Annotated in this window: 15 protein-coding genes; 10 read left to right on the top strand and 5 right to left on the bottom strand. The window is 70.7% G+C overall.

Going from position 1 to position 17,755, the window contains the following annotated elements; all coding sequences use genetic code 11:
- Nucleotides 1-6 precede the first annotated feature (6 nt).
- Together ACN27J_RS13810 and ACN27J_RS13805 are read right to left on the bottom strand one after the other, a co-directional pair.
- Complete coding sequence (locus tag ACN27J_RS13810; protein ID WP_421366590.1) at nt 7-966, bottom strand: polysaccharide deacetylase family protein; 960 nt, start codon at nt 964-966, stop codon at nt 7-9.
- A 104-nt stretch (nt 967-1,070) separates the two neighbouring features.
- Complete coding sequence (locus ACN27J_RS13805) at nt 1,071-1,688, bottom strand: DUF4126 domain-containing protein (RefSeq protein WP_421366588.1); 618 nt, start codon at nt 1,686-1,688, stop codon at nt 1,071-1,073.
- Between the two features lie 69 nt (nt 1,689-1,757).
- Between ACN27J_RS13805 and nucS the strand changes: the two genes are divergently transcribed.
- Nucleotides 1,758-2,414, top strand: a complete 657-nt coding sequence (nucS, locus tag ACN27J_RS13800) for an endonuclease NucS (protein WP_421366586.1) — start codon at nt 1,758-1,760, stop codon at nt 2,412-2,414.
- A gap of 50 nt (nt 2,415-2,464) precedes the next feature.
- Nucleotides 2,465-3,850, top strand: coding sequence for a DUF2786 domain-containing protein (locus ACN27J_RS13795; protein WP_421366584.1), 1,386 nt, complete (start codon nt 2,465-2,467; stop codon nt 3,848-3,850).
- A gap of 7 nt (nt 3,851-3,857) precedes the next feature.
- Here the strand turns inward: ACN27J_RS13795 and ACN27J_RS13790 are convergent, their stop codons facing one another.
- Nucleotides 3,858-5,360: an aldehyde dehydrogenase family protein gene (locus tag ACN27J_RS13790; protein WP_421366582.1), complete on the bottom strand. Its 1,503-nt coding sequence runs from the start codon at nt 5,358-5,360 to the stop codon at nt 3,858-3,860.
- 330 nt (nt 5,361-5,690) lie between these two features.
- Between ACN27J_RS13790 and ACN27J_RS13785 the strand changes: the two genes are divergently transcribed.
- The 4 genes from ACN27J_RS13785 (at nt 5,691) to ACN27J_RS13770 (ending at nt 9,211) form a co-directional block, all read left to right on the top strand.
- Complete coding sequence (locus ACN27J_RS13785) at nt 5,691-6,233, top strand: FHA domain-containing protein (protein ID WP_421366580.1); 543 nt, start codon at nt 5,691-5,693, stop codon at nt 6,231-6,233.
- Between the two features lie 95 nt (nt 6,234-6,328).
- Entirely contained in the window at nt 6,329-7,957 is a 1,629-nt protein-coding gene (locus ACN27J_RS13780; protein WP_421366578.1) for a 3-hydroxyacyl-CoA dehydrogenase family protein, read from the top strand.
- 35 nt (nt 7,958-7,992) lie between these two features.
- Nucleotides 7,993-8,352 carry a hypothetical protein gene (locus ACN27J_RS13775; protein WP_278171146.1) on the top strand — a complete coding sequence of 120 codons (360 nt, stop codon included), beginning with the start codon at nt 7,993-7,995 and terminating at the stop codon, nt 8,350-8,352.
- Between the two features lie 43 nt (nt 8,353-8,395).
- Nucleotides 8,396-9,211 (top strand): alpha/beta hydrolase, encoded by an 816-nt coding sequence (locus tag ACN27J_RS13770; protein WP_421366576.1) that lies wholly within the window; start codon nt 8,396-8,398, stop codon nt 9,209-9,211.
- 55 nt (nt 9,212-9,266) lie between these two features.
- Here the strand turns inward: ACN27J_RS13770 and ACN27J_RS13765 are convergent, their stop codons facing one another.
- Together ACN27J_RS13765 and ACN27J_RS13760 are read right to left on the bottom strand one after the other, a co-directional pair.
- Nucleotides 9,267-10,241, bottom strand: a complete 975-nt coding sequence (locus ACN27J_RS13765) for a glycosyltransferase family 2 protein (RefSeq protein WP_421366574.1) — start codon at nt 10,239-10,241, stop codon at nt 9,267-9,269.
- Nucleotides 10,238-11,167, bottom strand: coding sequence for a WecB/TagA/CpsF family glycosyltransferase (locus ACN27J_RS13760; protein ID WP_421366573.1), 930 nt, complete (start codon nt 11,165-11,167; stop codon nt 10,238-10,240). The genes ACN27J_RS13765 and ACN27J_RS13760 overlap by 4 nt, the downstream gene beginning before the upstream one ends.
- Nucleotides 11,168-11,281: 114 nt before the next feature.
- On the opposite strand from ACN27J_RS13760, the gene ACN27J_RS13755 reads away from it, so the two are divergent.
- The 4 genes from ACN27J_RS13755 to ACN27J_RS13740 all read left to right on the top strand — a co-directional run bounded on the left by ACN27J_RS13755 (nt 11,282) and on the right by ACN27J_RS13740 (nt 17,512).
- A complete protein-coding gene (locus tag ACN27J_RS13755; RefSeq protein ID WP_421366572.1) occupies nt 11,282-12,211 on the top strand; it encodes a glycosyltransferase in 930 nt (309 codons plus the stop codon).
- 459 nt (nt 12,212-12,670) lie between these two features.
- Complete coding sequence (locus tag ACN27J_RS13750; protein WP_421366570.1) at nt 12,671-14,578, top strand: DUF4082 domain-containing protein; 1,908 nt, start codon at nt 12,671-12,673, stop codon at nt 14,576-14,578.
- 305 nt (nt 14,579-14,883) lie between these two features.
- Entirely contained in the window at nt 14,884-16,122 is a 1,239-nt protein-coding gene (locus tag ACN27J_RS13745) for a hypothetical protein (RefSeq protein WP_421366568.1), read from the top strand.
- 19 nt (nt 16,123-16,141) lie between these two features.
- Nucleotides 16,142-17,512, top strand: a complete 1,371-nt coding sequence (locus ACN27J_RS13740; protein ID WP_421366566.1) for an O-antigen ligase family protein — start codon at nt 16,142-16,144, stop codon at nt 17,510-17,512.
- Nucleotides 17,513-17,755: the final 243 nt, after the last annotated feature.

Genomic DNA, 17,755 nt, shown 5'->3' with positions numbered 1-17,755 from the left:
GAACCACTACTCGGCGAGCACCTCGGACAGGGCGGCCGGGGTCAGACCCCGGTCGCGCAGGCCGACGAGGATGTGCGGCAACGCCTCGTCGGTCAGCGCCGCGTTGGCCTCGGTGACGTGCAGCACCACCACCGAGCCGGGCCGTACGCCGGACAGGACGGCGTCGACGATTGGCTCCCAGGCGGTGGCGAACGGGTCGCCGCTGATCACGTCGCCGTCGACCACGGTCAGCCCGATCGGGGCCAGCGCGGCCAGCGCGGCTCCGTCGTGGCACAGGCCCGGAAACCGGAAGTAGCGGGTCTGGCGGCCACCGTACGGCTCGATCACGTCGAACGTCCTCGCCACATCAGCGGTCATCGCGGTCGGCGGTAGCTGCGGCAGGCCGTAACAGTCGGCGGTGAACGCGGTATGGCCGTACGTGTGGTTGGCCAGCTCGAACCGGGGGTTGCCGGCGAGCCGTCGGGTCAGCTCCGGGTACTGCTCGACCCACATCCCGGTGAGGAAGAAGGTCGCCGGGACCTGCTCACGCTCCAGCAGCTCGATGACGGCCAGGTTGGCGTACGAGCGGACCGCGCCGCTGCGCAGGTCGTAGCGCATCGCCTCGGTCATGTCGGCGTCGAAGGTCAACGCGACCAGGTTGCCGGTGCGCGGTCCGTGGTCGACCACGGGTGGTCGGGTACCCGGACGGGTCGCGCCGGGCACTGTCCGCGGCGGCCCCGCCGGGTCGGCCGGCGGCGGCGATCCGGCGGGTCGGTTGCCGGCGACGGCCGCCGGAGCGGTCGGTACCATCGCCGGACCGGTCGGTACCGTCGCCGGACTGACGGTACCGGTGCTGCTGACGGCGGGTGGTCCGGCGGTCGCGCCGCAGCCGGTGACGACCGGTACGGCAGCCCCGGCCAGGGCGATCACGGTCGCCACCGCCAGGGCGACCGGACGCGATTCCGAAGTGGTCGAACGTGAGCGCACGGCGCAGATCGTCGCAGGCGACCCGGACCGGTGTCGGGCCGCCCGCAGGATCCCGACCGTTCGGGCCGCACGTCGACGCGATCAGACCGGCGCAGGGTGTCCGGTCAGACCCGGTATCCGGCGGCCCGGGCCGCCCGCCGCTCCCGGCGGCGCTGCCCGGCCCGGCGGATCAGCAGCGGCCCGCCGATCAGCAATGCCACCAGGAAGACCAGCACCAGGACGGGCAGCAGGATCGCGACGACCGACATCACCACGCTGGTGGCGTCCTCGGCGGTGCTCGCCACCGGCGCGCCGATCCCGGCGGTGGCGGTGTTGATCACCGGTCGGGCGGTCGCCTTGAGTAGATGTATGCCGAGCGCGATCAGCACACCGACCAGCACCGGAACCCACTGGTCCGAGGAGAAGAACTCCCCGGGGTCGCTGACCGTCACCGTCTCCGACGCCGACCCCGCTCCGAACGCCAGCCCGCCGGCGGTCGGCCGGACGACCGTCTGCACCACGTCGTTGACGTGGTCGACGACCGGCACCTTGTCGGCGACGACCTCGACAACCAGCAGGACGGCGAGGATGCCCAGCACCCATTCGTCGGACATCCACTGCCAGCCGTCCGGCAGCGTGATCAGGCTGGTGTAGCGGGCGAGCACGCCGACGGTCAGCAGCGGGATGTAGGCGTTGAGCCCTGCGGATGCGGCCAGCCCGGTCCCGGTCAGCAGTTCGAACACGTCACCAGGATCGCACCGCCACGCCAGCCCTGCGCGGTACGCGGGCACCGCTGGCGCTACCCTCGTCGGGTGCGGCTGGTGATTGCTCGATGCTCGGTGGACTACGTCGGTCGGCTCTCGGCACATCTGCCGCCGGCCACCCGGCTGTTGATGGTCAAAGCGGACGGATCGGTCTCGATTCACGCCGACGACCGGGCGTACAAGCCGCTGAACTGGATGAGCCCACCATGCCGGCTGGAGGAGACGCCGGGTATGTGGCGGGTGGTCAACAAGGCCGGCGAGGAGCTGCGGATCACCCTGGAGGAGATTCTTCAGGAGATGTCGTACGACCTGGGTGTCGACCCCGGTCTGCGCAAGGACGGGGTGGAGGCGCACCTGCAGGAGCTGCTCGCCGCCAACCCGACTACCTTCGGTGACGATTTCACCCTGGTGCGGCGGGAGTTCATGACGGCGATCGGCCCGGTGGACCTGCTCTGTCGTGACGGCGGAGCGAGCGTCGCGGTCGAGGTGAAGCGTCGGGGCGAGATCGACGGCGTCGAGCAGCTGACCCGCTACCTCGAACTGCTCAACCGCGACCCGCTGCTGGCGCCGGTGACCGGCATCTTCGCCGCACAGGAGATCAAACCGCAGGCCCGGGTGCTGGCCGAGGACCGTGGCATCCGGTGCGTGGTGGTCGACTACGACAAGCTACGGGGCATCGAACGGGACGAACTCACCCTGTTCTGACCAGCAGAAACCTTTGACCAGCTCCGACACCATGTTCCTGGAGTCCGCCGATGGGTATGCGCAACCAGCAACGTCGAGCCGCCAAGAAGAAGGCCAGGGAGCAGCGGCAACGCCAACGGGCGCAGGCCGCCGGCGCGGCGTACCCCGACGGGTTCGGCTTCTACGCGCCGCCGACCGAGGCGCAGCGGATCGACGAGCTGCTGCGCCGGGCGGCCCGAATGGCGACGGTCGACCGACCGGACGACCTCGACGAGTGCGTGGCCGAGCTGGTCGCAGCCGACGACCGGCTGGTGGACCAGTCGGTGGACGAGGCGTTGCGGCAGGTGGCCGCCGGGCTGTGGGGCCACGGCTGGATGCCGGCCGACGTGCTGCGGGTGGCCGGCCGCGAGCTCGGCAAGCGGGCGGTGAGCCTGACCGCCGGGTACGTCGCGGCGCAGCTGCGCGGGTACGCGCCGGCGACGGTCGCCGACCGCTGGCACCGCCAGCTGCGTGATCTCGACCTCGACGTGTGGGGTGCTGCTCCGCCCGACCACCGGCTGACCGCCTGGGCGGCCGGGTCCAAGCTGGACCGGGCCGCTGCCGTGCTGCTCGCGGTGCGGGTGGCCGGGCTGCTGATCGGCCTGCCGAGACTGGAGCTGGTGGCCCCGCTGCCCGGCACGGTCCGCCCCGGCGACGACGGGCCGCAGCAGCGTCGGCGGCCGACCCCCGCCGGGGCGGTCGGGACCGACGATGTGGACGAGCGCCAGCTCGGCCGGATCCGGGCGTTGCTGGCCAAGGCCGAGTCGACCGAATTCGCGGAGGAGGCCGAAGCACTGTCGGCCAAGGCCCAGGAGCTGATGACCCGGCACCGCATCGACCACGCGCTGCTCGCCGCGCAGCAGACCGGTGCCGGCGGGCCACAGGCCGACCCGGTGGCCGTACGGATCGGCCTGGAGGCACCGTACGAGCAGGCCAAGGCGTTGCTACTGCAGCAGGTCGCCGAGGCGAACGGCTGCCGGTCGGTGTGGTCCAACAATCTCGGCTTCGCCACCGTCGTCGGGTTCGCCGCCGACTGCGAGTCGGTCGAGTTGCTGCACACCTCGCTGCTGGTACAGGCCACCGCGGCGATGCTGCGCAACGGCCCGCAGCGTGGCCGGGGCGGGCAGTCGACCACCCGGTCGTTCCGCCAGTCCTTTCTGGAGGCGTACGCGGTGCGGATCGGGCAGCGGTTGCGTACCGCCGCCGACGACGTCGGCCGGGAGGCGGCCGCGCGGACCGGCGCCGCGCTGGTGCCGGTACTGGCGGCCCGCGACGAGCAGGTGGACCGGGCCACCGAGCGGCTCTTCCCGACGGTGACCAGCCGGTCGATCGCCGGCCACAACCGGGCCGGGTGGATCGCCGGCACCACCGCCGCCGACCAGGCCAGCCTCGGCGCGCACCAGCCGATCGCCGGCTGAGGAGCGATCAGTCGCGGCCGTACCGCAGCTTGATCACCTTGACGATACGGGCCATGTCGGTCGGGGTCCGCTCGAACGTCATCGTCGGCAGCACCGACGGTGCCCGGCGTCGGGTGATCGCCTTTGACCGGGAGAACTCCCGCAGCCCGTCTTCACCGTGCACCCGGCCGAAACCCGACTCACCGATCCCACCGAACGGCAGCTCACTGAACCCGACGAAGGTGAGCACCGAGTTGATCGACACCATTCCACTGCGGATCCGGCGGGCGACGGCGATCCCCCGCCGCTTGCCGAAGACCGCGCCGCCCAACCCGTAGCGGGTGTCGTTGGCCGCCGCGATCGCCTCGTCGATGGTTTCGACCCGGTGGATCGTGACGGTCGGTCCGAAGGTCTCCTCACGGACGGCGGCGCAGTCGGGCGGCACGTCGACCAGGACGGTCGGATGGACGTACGGCGGCTGTACCGCGGCGGCACCGCCGAGCACCGCCCGCCCACCGGCGGCCAGCGCGTCGTCGATGTGCCGTCGGATGACGTCGAGTTGGCCGGGCATGGCGATCGGCCCGACCTGGTCCTCCGGTCCGCTACCGACAGTCAGTCGGCCGGCCCGGTCCGCCACCGCGGTGACGAACGCGTCGTACACCGGGGCCAGCGCGTACACCCGCTCGATGCCGATGCAGCTCTGCCCGGCGTTGGTCATCGCCCCCCAGACGCAGGCCTCCGCCGCCGCGTCGATGTCGGCGTCGTCGTCGACGATCATCGCGTCCTTGCCGCCTGCCTCGATCACCACCGGGGTGAGCGTCTCGGCGCAGGCCGCCATGACCAGGCGGCCGGTCCGTGGTGAGCCGGTGAACGAGAGCTTGTCCACGCCGGACCGGCACAACGCGTCGCCGACGTCGCCGAGCCCGTGCACGGCGGTCAGGACCGACTCCGCGCCGACCGCCTCGGTGAGCGTGTCGACCAGCCACTGTCCGGTCACCGGGGTGTACTCGCTGGGTTTGAAGACCACCGTGTTGCCGGCGGCCAGGGCGTACGCGATCGGGCCGATCGGAATGAGCACCGGATAGTTCCACGCGCCGATCACCCCGACCACGCCGAGCGGCTGGTACTCCAGGTGGCCGCTGAACTCGGCGGTGATCAGCCGGGTGCGGGTCCGCCGCACCCCGAGCACCCGCCTTGCGTGCTGGGCCGCCCAGTCGATGTGTTCGATCGCGGCGGCGATCTCGACGATCGCCTCGGCCACCGGCTTGCCGCACTCCCGGTTGACCAGATCGGCGAGTTCGGTGATCCGGGTGGCGAGCAGCGACCGCCAGCGCAGCAGCCGGCGGCGGCGTTGCGCGTGGCCGATCCCGACCCACCAGTCGGCCGCGGTCCGGGCCGCCGCCACCGCCGCCGCGACCTGATCGCGGTCGGCGATCGGGACCCGGCCCACCTGCGCACCGGCCGCCGGGTGGGAGGAGAGAAGATGCCCGTCGTCGACCACCGGTCGGCCTGGGATCCGTACCACTGTCACCATGGCCTCCTTCGCCAGCTGCGGCTGCGCACCGGCCCCGGATCGCTTCGCCCGCCCGCTGCGCAGTATTGTCCGAGGTTAGCCGTGAAGGGTACTCGCGGGTAGCGAGACTTCGATTCCTGGCGATGTAATGACAGCCTTGGCCACCTGGCGTCAGGGCGGGTGTCCGGTTGTCGCGGACCACCGTCGAACCGGTGGCGCGGACCTGACCCGGCCGGCGACCAACACCGGACAAGGGACCATGTCCTGGGTCGGCGCGAGCTGGCAGGCTGCTGCAATGGGTGGCGCGACGTGCGTCGCTGTCGAGGGGGGAAGGCACTTCACCAGCTGATGTCCGAACACCAGTCGCTGCTACCTCTCCTGCAGGTGATCACCGGCCCGACTCCCGGGGCCAGCTACCGGCTGTCGCCCGGCAACCGGGTGATCGGCCGGGATGCCGGCCTGGACATCACCATCGACGACATCAAGGTCAGCCGGTGCCACGCGGTGATAGCGGCCGGCGGCGGCCGTACGGTGCTGACCGACCAGGAGTCGACGAACGGGACCTGGGTCAACGATCTGCGGATCCGGCAGCCGACCGAGTTGCGCGACGGCGACCGGATCCGGATCGGCGGCGTGGAACTGCGGTTCTACGATCCGGCCTCGGCGCTCACCGACCCGGTCGGCACCCGGATCCCTCGGCCGGCCACGGCGGCACTGCCCGGCGCACCGGTGCGGCCGACCACCGGACCGGGTTCCCCGCTGCACACCGCGCTCGGTGAGCCCACCCAGCCGATGCGTCCCCGACGCCGGCCCAGCACGCTGCTGATGGCCGGGCTGGCCGGGGTCTTCCTGGTCGGCTGGTTGACCTGGCTGGTCGTGGTGCTCTCCTGAACGACGCCGGGTCGTGGTGCTCCTGACGATGGTGTGGCGGTTCGTGACAGACTCGCGTCGCACCAGGGCCGGCGCAGGTGACGGACGGAGACCAGATGGCGCGCGAGTTCAAAACTGTGGGAGTGGTCGGGCTCGGCACGATGGGTGCCGGGATTGTCGAGGTCTTCGCCCGCAACGGCGTCGACGTGGTCGCCGTCGAGGTGGACGGGGCGGCGCTGGACAAGGGCCGGGCCAACCTGACGGCTTCCACCGACCGGGCCGTCGCCCGCGGCAAACTCGACCCGGCCGACCGGGACGCACTGCACGCCCGGGTGACCTTCGCGGTCGGACTCGACGCACTCCGCGACGTCGACCTGGCCGTCGAGGCGGTCCCGGAGCGGCTCGATCTCAAGCGACGCCTGCTGGCCGAGCTCGATCGGGTGTGCCCACCGGGGGCCGTCCTGGCGACCAACACCTCGTCGTTGAGCGTCACCGAGATCGCTGTCGCCACCGAACGTCCCGGCCAGGTGATCGGGCTGCACTTTTTCAACCCGGCACCGGTGATGCGGTTGGTCGAGGTGATCAGCACCGTGGTGACCGCGCCGGAGGTGGCCCGCGACGTCCAGTCGCTCTGTGCCCGGCTCGGCAAGGTCGGGGTGAGCGTCACCGACCGCGCCGGCTTCATCGCGAACGCGCTGTTGTTCGGGTACCTCAACCAGGCGATCGGGATGTACGAGGCCGGGTACGCCAGCCGGGAGGACATCGACGCGGCCATGCAGCAGGGCCACGGCCTGCCGATGGGCCCGCTGACGCTGCTCGACCTGATCGGCCTGGACACCGCGTACCAGGTGCTGGAGACGATGTACCAGCGTGGTGGCCACGACCGCCGGCACGCGGCCGCGCCGCTGCTGCGGCAGATGGTCACCGCCGGGCTGCTCGGCCGCAAGTCCGGCCGGGGCTTCTACACCTACCAGGCACCGGGCTCGTCGCGGCTCGCCCCGGACGAACTCACCCCGGTGGCCGGCGCCGAGGCCGGTGCGCCGGCACCGCGTACGGTCGGGGTGGTCGGGTCGGGCACGGTCGCGACCGACGTCGCCGAGGTCCTCACCGCCGCCGGAGTCGACGTCGTCGCGGTAGCCGACCCCGGTGGCGTCCCGGCGGCCGGCCCCGGCGACCGGGTCGTGCGTGACCGGGTCGTGCGAGACCTGGCCGCCGTCGACCTGGTGGTGGTGGCCGGCCCGTCGACGGCACCGGTGATCGACGTGGCGATGGCCACCGGCCGGCCAGCCGACGTGGTCGGGCTGCACTTCGTCGGCGGTCTGGCGGCGCAGGCCCGCCTGGTCGAGGTGGTGCGTAGCGTCCGGACCTCGCCGACCGCGGTGCGGGCCGCGCACCAACTCTGCGCGGCACTCGGCAGGACCGCGGTGACCTGCGGCGACCGGGCCGGCTTCATCGCCGACGCGTTGCTGTTGCCGTACCTCAACGACGCGGTCCGGATGCTGGAGAGCAACTATTCGACGGCGGACGACATCGACGCGGCGATGAAGCTCGGCTGCGGCTACCCCGCCGGGCCGTTCGAGCTGCTCGACACCGTCGGCCTGGACGTGGCGCTGGCCGTCCAGACCGCCATCCACCGGGAGCTGCCCGAGCCCGGTCTGGCACCCGCCCCACTGCTGCGCAACCTGGTGACCGCCGGTCGGCTCGGCCGGCGCACCGGTGGCGGGTTCCGCGACCACGTCGGCTGAGCAGGGCGCCGCGCCGGCGACGTACCCTTGCGATCATGAGTCCGCGCCGCAACCGCCCGACCCGCCGGTCCGCCGGTCGCGCCGGCCACGGCGATCCCGGCCAGCCCGAGCCGGTCGACCCGGAGCGGGTGCGCCGGGGCGTCGCCGCCGTGCAGTCGTTCAGCGACGGCGACTGGATGGTGCGCTCGGTGCCCGGTCCGGCGGCGACCAAGACGTACCGTTGTCCGGGCTGCGTGCAGGAGATCCGGCCGGGCGTGCCGCACGTGGTCGCCTGGCCGGCGGACGGCCGGGGCGACCTGACCGACCGGCGGCACTGGCACTCCGGCTGCTGGCGGGCACGCGAGCAGCGGCGGCCGGCGGTCGAGCGGTCCCGCTCCGCGCCCCGCTACGGCTGATCCCCGACGGGCCGGCTGGTCAGGGCAGTGCGAGACTGGCCGGGTGAGCGAGCCGATCAGGTCCATGTCGATCCTGCCCGCCGAGCGCCGCGACATCGAGCTGCACACCGCCGACGGGCTCACCCTCGTCGGTGAGCTGGCGTTGCCAGCCGATCGTCCGCCGGTCGCCACGCTGGTCTGCCTGCATCCGCTGCCGACCCACGGCGGGATGATGGACAGCCACGTGTTCCGCAAGGCCGCCTGGCGGCTGCCGGCGCTGGCCGGTGTGGCCGTGCTCCGGTTCAACACCCGGGGCACCAGCAGCGAGCGCGGCACCAGCGGCGGCAGCTTCGACTCGGCCGAGGGGGAGCGGTTCGACGTCGCGGCGGCGATCGAGTACGCCGAGTTCGCCGAGCTGCCCAGGGTCTGGCTGCTCGGCTGGTCGTTCGGCACCGACCTGGCGCTGCGCTACGGCTGCGACCCGGCGGTCGAGGGCGCGATCCTGTTGTCGCCGCCGCTGCGCTTCGCCACCGACGCCGACCTGGCCACCTGGTCGGCGTCCGGCAAGCCACTCACCGCGCTGGTCCCGGAGCTGGACGACTACCTGCGGCCGGACGAGGCGACCCGGCGGTTCGCCGTGGTCGGTCAGGCGGAGGTGGTCGGGGTCGATGGTGCCCGCCATCTCTGGGTCGGCCAGGTGGAGCGGGTGCTCGACGAGGTGGTCCGCCGGGTCGCGCCGCAGGTCACGGTGCCGCTGCCGACCAGCTGGGACGGCCCGATGGAGTTCGGCGACGCCAACGCGTACGCCGACCGGACGGTGGCGGCGTTCGCCGATGTCCCGGTCGCCGGACCGGCGCAGCGGCAGGCCGACGAAGGATGACCGCACGGGTGCGGCCGACGCACGACGTGCCTGCGGGGTGGGCCGGCCGGGGCGGTCAGCCGGCCGGTTCGAGCCGTTCGGTGGTCGGCCGATCCTCGTCGACCGGCGGGTAGCCGGCCGCCCAGTCCCGGCGGGAGCGCCAGACCTCGATCCAGTCGACGCCCCGGGACCGGTCCCGGCCGAGCAGCGTCTTGCCCACCGCCCGTAGGCCGACCCCGGCGACCAGCAGCCGGACGGCGGTCCAGGCCCGCAGCGGCGACCAGTGCCGCCGGACGTAGGTGGCCTTGCCGCGCAGAATCCGGATCCGTTGCCCCTCGGAGCTGGACGAGGCGCCGACCAGGTGCACCACCTGAGCGGTCGGGGTCAGCACCGGGCGGGCACCCAGCGCCCGGGCCCGGGTGCTGAGGTCGATGTCCTCGCTGTAGAGGAAGTATTGCGGGTCGAAGCCGCCGAGTCGGCCGAACAGGTCCCGCTCGATGAGCAGCATGCAGCCGGACAAAGCCGGCACCTCGCGTACCGACTGGCGGTCGTAGCCGGGCAGCGCCTCCGGATCCGCCCAGGCCCGGCCCCGGAACGCGGTCGACAGCCCGCTGGCGAAGCCGAAGATGCTCCACACCGTGGGCATGCCCCAGCAGGAGTAGTTGTCGTCGGTGCCGTCGGGGTGCAGGGTGCGCCCGGTGTACAGGCCGTGACCGGGGTGCCGGTCGGCGAAGGTGACCAGTTCGGTGACCGGATGGCCGACCGGAACCGTGTCCGGGTTGAGACAGAGCAGGTAGCGCCCGGTGCTGACCGCCGCACCACGGTTGATGCCTCGGCCGAAACCGACGTTTTCCGTCAGCCGTACCAGGCGGACCTGCGGGAACCGGTCGGCGATGGTGTCGGCGGAGCCGTCGGTGGAGGCGTTGTCGACCACCACCACCTCCGCTGTGACGTCCGGGGTCAGGCTTGCGTACAGCTCGGTCAGGCAGCGCACGATCAGCTGGCTCGTGTTGTACGAGACGATGACGACCGAGACGTCGGGGCGGCTCACGGGCGGTTCCCGGAGCCGACCGGGTCGGGACGGTTGGCGTCCCGGCTGTCCTGGCTGTTCTGGCCGCCCCGGGGGGCCGGGATGTGCCGGGTCGGCGGGAGCGCCGGCACGCCGCCGGTGTTCGTCGCCTGGTCACCGCGCCGCAACCGGGTCCGGACGCTGCCGCCGAGTAACTGCAGCGCGAACGGTACGTCGTGCAGCAGGTAGCGGCGGGTGAGCCGGTGTGGCTCGCGGAGCAGCCGGTGCATCCACTCCAACCCGGTGCGCTGCATCCACCGGGGGGCCCGACGGTGTACCCCGGCGACGAAGCCGATCGCCGCTCCGCAACCCATGAACCAGGTGTTCGGCAGCATCGGCCGGAGCCGGGCGATGAGCCGTTCCTGTTTGGGGAAGCCGAGCCCGACGAAGATCAGGTCCGGTCGGGCGGCGGCCACCTCGGCGCAGATCTGGGTGAGTTGCTCCTCGGACCGGTCGAACCCGAACGGCGGGCTGAGCTGGCCGGCGATGGTGAGCTGGGGAAACTCGCGGCGGAGTACTGCGGCGGCCTGCACCGCCGTGCCTGGCTCGCCACCGAGCAGGTAGACCGACCGGCGCTGTTCGCCGAGCGCCCGGGACAGGCTCCAGATCAGGTCGGATCCGGGGACCCGGGCCGGCAGCGGGTCACCGCTGATCCGGCTGGCCCAGATCAGTGGCGCACCGTCCGCGACCACCAGAGTTGATGACTCTATGTGTCTGTGGCACTCCTCTTCGCGGTTGGCGCGGCGCAGAATGTCCACGTTCGGGGTGATGATCTGGCCGCCGGTGCCGGCGTCCAGTGCGGCGACGACGTGGCGGATGACGTCTTCTTCCCGAACGGGATCAAAAGCGACGTTGCTCAGAGTGATCCGATGCCTATTTGCGGTAACGGGGTACTGGTCACGAGGCACAAGCTGCACCGTACTCGGCGTAGTGGTCCACCGGATGGGCCAATCGGTGTCAGCTAGGCGATAGTGAGGTTGCCCATTCGACTGGTTGTCGCATCGTCCGTGAATGGAAGCATCGTGGTTGTGCAGATTACCGTCATCATGCCGGCCTTCAACGAGGAAGAAGGGATCGGCCCGGTCTTGCGTGCAATGACCGAATCGCCGTCCTTCGGGCCGGACGTCGAGATCATCGTGGCCGCCAACGGCTGCACCGACCGGACGGCGGCGGTCGCCCGGTCCTGCGGCGCCCGGGTGCTGGAGATCACCACGCCGTCGAAAATCGCCGCGCTCAACGCCGCCGACGAGATCGCCGGAGGAGACGTCCGGATCTATCTGGACGCGGACATCGCGGTATCGGTGGAACTTCTACGCGCGCTCGCCGCAGTGATCGCCGAACCCGGCGTGGAGGCGGCGGCGCCGCGACCGGTGATCGACACCTCGGCGAGTACCTGGCCGGTGCGGGCCTACTACGCGATCAATGCGCGGTTGCCGATATTCAGCGGCCGCCTCTTCGGCCGTGGGTTGATCGCGATCTCCGCCGCTGCGCGGGCGCGATTCACCAATTTTCCGGACATTATCGCCGACGACATGTTTCTCGACGCGGTGGTCAGAGCCGACGAAAAGCGGGACGTTGACCTGCCCGTACGGGTGGTGGCACCGCGGCGCACGGGTGAGTTGGTCCGACGAGTGGCCAGGTCTCGGGCCGGTAACGCAGAGTTCTGGGAGTTCGTCCGAACGGATCCACAGGGCACCGAGTTGGCGCTCGATCCGGTGCCCGGTTCCCGTCCGTGGTCCTGGTTGCGGCGGGTCGTACTCACAGCGCCACACCTTGTTCCGGCCGCGTTCTGTTATGTGGCGATCACCGTTGCCGCAGAGTTAAGGCGGCGTTCTCCTGGTTGGAGCGTGCGCTCCGGTTGGGGGCGGACCACTGCCGCTGTGCCGACCGGTGGTGCCGCTGATCCACATTCGGCGGTCGACGCCTCCGGAGCCGGCCCGAGCGGCCGGTAAACGATCTCGATCTGTCGATGTTCGAGGTGAGTGAATTTCACCATTCACGTCGGCTGCGGGTGAGCTCAGGGCCGTGCCGGCTTGCCATAAGAGAGCATTAAGTTCCTTGGGAAGGTTCGTGGCCTGGGTTAACGTCAGCCTCGGTCCCGACGGGGCGGCGTAGCGCGCTGCGATCGGTCGGGACGGGGAGTGCCTGGGGGAGATCCACCGAACGTAGTACCGACAACGGACCATGTCCCGAGAGGTGTACATCTCGTGGTGAGCAAGGATTCTTTCGAGCCGGACGGGGGGCGGGACGATCCGTTCCCGGGATCGTTTACGGCAAGTTCGCCCGGTTTACCCGGGTCGCCGCGTGCCCGTCGGGCTGGTCGCCCGTCGCCGCGCCCCACCGCCGAATCCGGCCCGGGCGCGACCGGCCGGCACGCGAGCTCGGCGGGGTCGGGTCGCGGCCGGCGTCGGATGCTGCGTCGCCCCACCGGCCGGCGCGGCCGGCTGGTGATGATCGGCGCGGTGGTGGTCAGCTTCCTCGCCACCGCGACGGTGGTCACCGCCTCGGTCGCCGGGGAGCAGGTCGACGGCTTCACCCTGTTCGCCGAGACGGACGTGTCCCGGGTGCCGGTCGACCCGGACACCCGGCCGGTGGAGCTCGGCGTGCGGTTCACCGCCGACCGCGACGGACTGGTCACCGCGGTGCGTTTCCTCAAGGCCAAGGGCGACCGCGGTCGACACCGGGTCAACCTGTGGACCGCGGACGGCGAGCGGCTGGCGACCGCCGTACCGAAGCGGGAATCCCGCTCCGGGTGGCAGCATGTCGCGCTGCCCGAGCCGGTCGAGGTCGAGGCGGGCGAGGTGTACATCGCCTCCTACCACACCAGCCGGTACCGGGCCACCCAGCGCTACTTCGAGCGGCCGATGTCCGCCGGGCCGCTGCGGGCCGACGGCACCGCCGGCGTCTACGCCTACGGATCGGGTGGCTTCCCCCGCCAGACCTGGAAGGCCAGCAACTACTGGGTCGATCTCGCCTTCGAGCCGACCGGGTCGCAACAGCCGGAACCGACGCCGTCGCCGACGGCCTCCGCTGAGCCGTCGCCGTCGCTGTCGCCGTCGGCCAGCCCGACCGCTACCCCGTCGGCCAGCCCGTCGGCCTCGCCGACCGGCGGTACGCCGGCCGTGCTCGACCTGCCCCGGGTGCCGTGGGAGGGTGGCCCCGCGTACTACGCGAACTTCCCGCAGGCCCGTGCCTCCGGCTGGACCGATCCGTCGTTCTTCCCGATCGGCGTCTGGTACGAGGGTGTGTACACCCAGCAGGACATCGACCGGGACAAGGCGGCCGGCCTCAACACCTACGTCATGCTGACCGATCAGTCGGATGTCGCGCTGATCAGGCGCAACGACATGTACGCCTTTATCCCGCAGCCGTTCAGCGACCGGGGCAACGAGAGCGTCGGCTGGGTGATCGGCGACGAAGCGGACATGTGGGGCGGGCCGGGCAACGGTACGTGGACCGGAAACTACCCCGGCCAGGGCCCGATCTGCACGTCAAGCCGGGACGGCTGCGGACTGGACGTGATGAAGAAGGAGTCGGGCACCGTTCCGTCCGGTGACCGTGGGTTGCGCTACGCCAACTACGGCAAGGGCGTGATGTTCTGGCAGTCCGACTCCGACGCCGGCAAGTTCGTCAACGGCTTCAGTTCGGTCGTCTCCAACGACATCTACTGGTACACCGACCCGCACGTCTGCACCGCCCCGGCGGAGGGCCCGACGTACGGCGTGAACAAGGACAACTGCCGGCGGGCGGCCAACTACGGGCTGACCATGCAGCGGATGCGTGAACTCGACGCGATGGACGGCAAGCGGCAGCCGGTGTGGGCCTTCGTCGAGGTGGGTCACCCGTTCACCGAGGACTGGGCGCCGACCATCACCGGTGAGCAGATCACCGGTGCGGTGATGAACTCGGTGATCAACGAGGCGCGGGGCATCCAGTACTTCAACCACAACTTCGGCGGGTCGTGCATCTCCCAGCACGTGCTGCGGGAGCGGTGCGGCGACGCGGTCCGGCCGGCCGTCGCTGAGGTGAACAAGCGCATCACCAGCCTGGCGCCGGTGCTGAACACCCAGTCGTACGAGTGGGAGTTCAACAACGGGCTGGACACGATGCTCAAGGCCCACGATGGCTCGTTCTACGTCTTCGCGATGCTCGGCAAGGACACCCCGACCGGGGGCCACTCGCTGGCGCTGCCGCCCGGCGTGACCGGTGACACCGCCGAGGTGCTGTTCGAGAATCGCTCGGTGCCGATCAGCGGTGGTGCGATCCGGGACACCTTCGCGAAGGAACACACGTACCACATCTACAAGATCACGCCGTAAGGTTCGATCCGACGGGCCGGGTGGACGCTGCAGGGCGTCCACCCGGCCCATTGGTTGGTCCCCCTGACGGCCGAGTCGGCGCTGTCGTGTTGGCGACTCAGGGCGCGGCTCGGTCGTTCGGTGCGGCGTAACAGGACATATGTCCGGGATGGGACGGCGGTCGGAGGCTTGCGGAGGCGCCGCGCCCGGCCGGACACTGAACCCGGCGGAGGGCTCGACGTGCCACGCCGTACCTTCATGCTTCTCGGCTGGCCATACGATGGAAGACGAGCGCCCCGACCTCGCCACCCAATGGAAGGACAGCAGTGGACTTTTGGGATCTCACCAAACTGCTGTTCCGGCGCTGGTACGTTGCGACGCCGCTGCTGCTCATCTCGGTAGCGGCTGCCGGATGGACCCGGATGAGCGTCGAACCGGACTATATCGCGACATCCTACGTTCAGCTGATCCCGCCCACCGCGGCCAACACCGCCCCGGACGAGGACGCCCCGGTTACGCCCCGTAACCCCTGGTTGGAGCTGGGGCTGGGATCGCTGAGCCGGGCCGCTGCCCTCACCGTGCAGGACCAGGCCGTGCTCAAGCAACTGGACGGCGCCGGCCTCAGCGAGAACGTCGCGATCACCCTCGACAACCAGCAGCCGATCATGACGATTGAGGTGGTCGGCGAGTCCGAGGACCAGGCCACCGAGACGACCGAGGAGGTCGTCCGCCGGTTGGAGGCGAGCGTGGTCGGGCTGCAGGCCGACTACGGCGCGAGCGAGGAGAGCTTCATCACCGCTCGCCGTCTCGACCGGGGCGACAACATCCAGGAGGCCAACTCCAAGGTCAACCGGGCGATGATCGCGGTCGCCGGGGTCGGCGTCCTGCTCAGCGCGGCGCTCACCATCGGGATCGACGGCCTGCTGCGGCGCCGCCGGCCGCGACCCGCGGCCGGTGTGCCGGTCACCGCTGGCACCGAGTTCACCGCTGGCACCGATGAGACGATCGCCATCCCACCGATGGCCGGGCGGGTCGATCAGACCCGGTCGGTGTCGCGCCCGCAACCGGTCCCGCGCCCGAGGGCGAGCGACCGCGACGGCGCTAGCAAGCCCGGCGGTGTCTACAGCTCCGGCAACGCCTCGCAGGGGCGGCAGGAAGGCCGGCGGGAGAACCGTCCGGAGGAGCGCCAGGGTGCCGGGTCTTCATCAGGCGAGGCACCGGTGGCCGGTAGCGGACTGGCCGGCGGTCAGGTACCGGTCGGCGGGTTGGTCGGCAACGGTTCGTTGACCTTCCGCGCGGTCGACGACCGGGCCGACGGGGCAGGCGAGGAGCGCACCGGATCGAAGCCGGCCACGCCGCAGCCCGGCACACCGTCGCCCGGCACACCGTCGCCCGGCACGCCGCAGTCGGCCTCCCACCAGCCGGCTGCGCCGTCGGCCAACGACGAGACCGCGGTGATCCGCGCGGTCCGCGACGACGCGACGATAATCCTGCCCAAGGCCGGAGCCGGCCGTGAGCAGTGGACGTCGCCGGAGACGTCCAAGAACGGCAGCCAGGCACGATGACCGAGGCCAGGACCCGGTGATGTCATCCGGGGTGCACCCGGCAGACCTCGAACCGGCGTGGATCAGCGAGCGCACCTATGTGACCCGCCGCCGGCTGACCAGGATCGACGCGCCGGTCATGTTGTCGCTCATGGTCTGTCTGCTGACGCTGATCCCGTCGCACCTCATCGTGCCCGGAATGACCGATCTGGGGCGTCCGGCGCTGGTCGTGGCGATTCTGATGTGGTTCTGGTGGATGACCGCCCGGCTCAACTCCCGGTTGGTGCTCACCGGCCCGCAGCCGCTGCGGTGGGCGATCCTGGCCTTCCTGCTGTCGATGCTGCTGTCGTACGCCGTCGGCTTCCTCCGCGGGCTGACCGTGATGGAGGCGAACTCGGCGGACCGCTGGATGCTGACCGCTGCGGCGATCTCCGGGGTGATCCTGTTGACCGCCGACGGCATGCCCAACTGGGACCGTCTCGACGGCGTACTGCGGGTGTTTGTCTACTGCTGTGCCTTTGTCGCCGTGGTCGGGCTGATTCAGGCGTTTTTGTACTTTGATCTGACCCAGTACATGCGGGTGCCCGGTTTGCAGATGAAAGGGTGGGTCGTCGGTCTGGAAATCCGTGGCGGCGGCGTACGGGTGCCCAGCACAACCTTCCACTACATCGAGTTCAGTCTGTTGATGGCGATGGCGCTGCCGTTCGCGATCCACTTTGCGCGCTTCTCGGCCACTTCCCGGCAGCGGCAGATGTTCGCATTCCTGGCATTGCTCATCGCGGCGGCGATCCCGGCGACGATGTCCCGGACCGGATTCGTGGCGTTGGCGATCGTGCTGCTCGTCCTGATGCCCACCTGGGCGTGGCGGATGCGCTACAACATGATGGCGCTGGGTCTGGTCATGTTCGCCGGAATGGCGGTGGTGAAGCCGTCCCTCGTCACCACGATCACCAACATGTTCCTTGGGGCGAGCACCGACCCGAGCATCACCTCGCGGACCGAGCGGTATGAGATGGTCGGGTACTACTTCGCGCAGCGACCGTGGCTCGGCCGGGGGACCGGGACCTGGGTCTCCCCGCAGTACCAGTACCTCGACAACCAGTGGCTCGCCTTCGCGCTCACCAACGGCGTGATCGGGGTCGCGGTCCTCGTCGCGCTGCACGTCACCGCGATCGTCGTCACGCTGCTCGCCCGGCGCAGGTCGACGTCGGAGCGTGACCGGCACCTCTGTTCCATCCTCGTCGCGGTGCAGCTGGTGGCGATCGCGGCAGGCTTCACCTTCGATTCACTGAGCTTCAGCACCTATGCCACGGCGATGTCACTCATGGTGGGTATGTGTGGTGCGGTGTGGCGACTCAGCCACCCGGCGCTCAAGGTGCGCACGTCGACCCCTCGGTGGTTCGGTTCGTAGCGTCGGCACCGGCGCCCGCGCCCGGGGCGGTCAACCGCCGTCGGTCGTCGATCCGTCATCTCAAAGATTGTCTATCGATTAACCGTGTGAATGCAGATCATTACGCATTGCCTGGGGCCAGTTGTCCGAATGGGCGATGGGTGGGCTGTCCGGGTCGCGTCGAGGGTCAGATACATGCCCGGTTGTGAGCTTGACTCACGCTGGTAGCGTCGGCGCTGCGTAGCTGGGGGAGGCACGCGGTAT

It is taken from the genome of Solwaraspora sp. WMMB762, assembly GCF_049179115.1.
In the GTDB taxonomy this organism is placed as follows: Bacteria; Actinomycetota; Actinomycetes; order Mycobacteriales; family Micromonosporaceae; genus Micromonospora_E.
The sequence above is the reverse complement of the archived record's forward strand: the minus strand, read 5'-3'. Positions and strand labels throughout refer to the sequence as shown.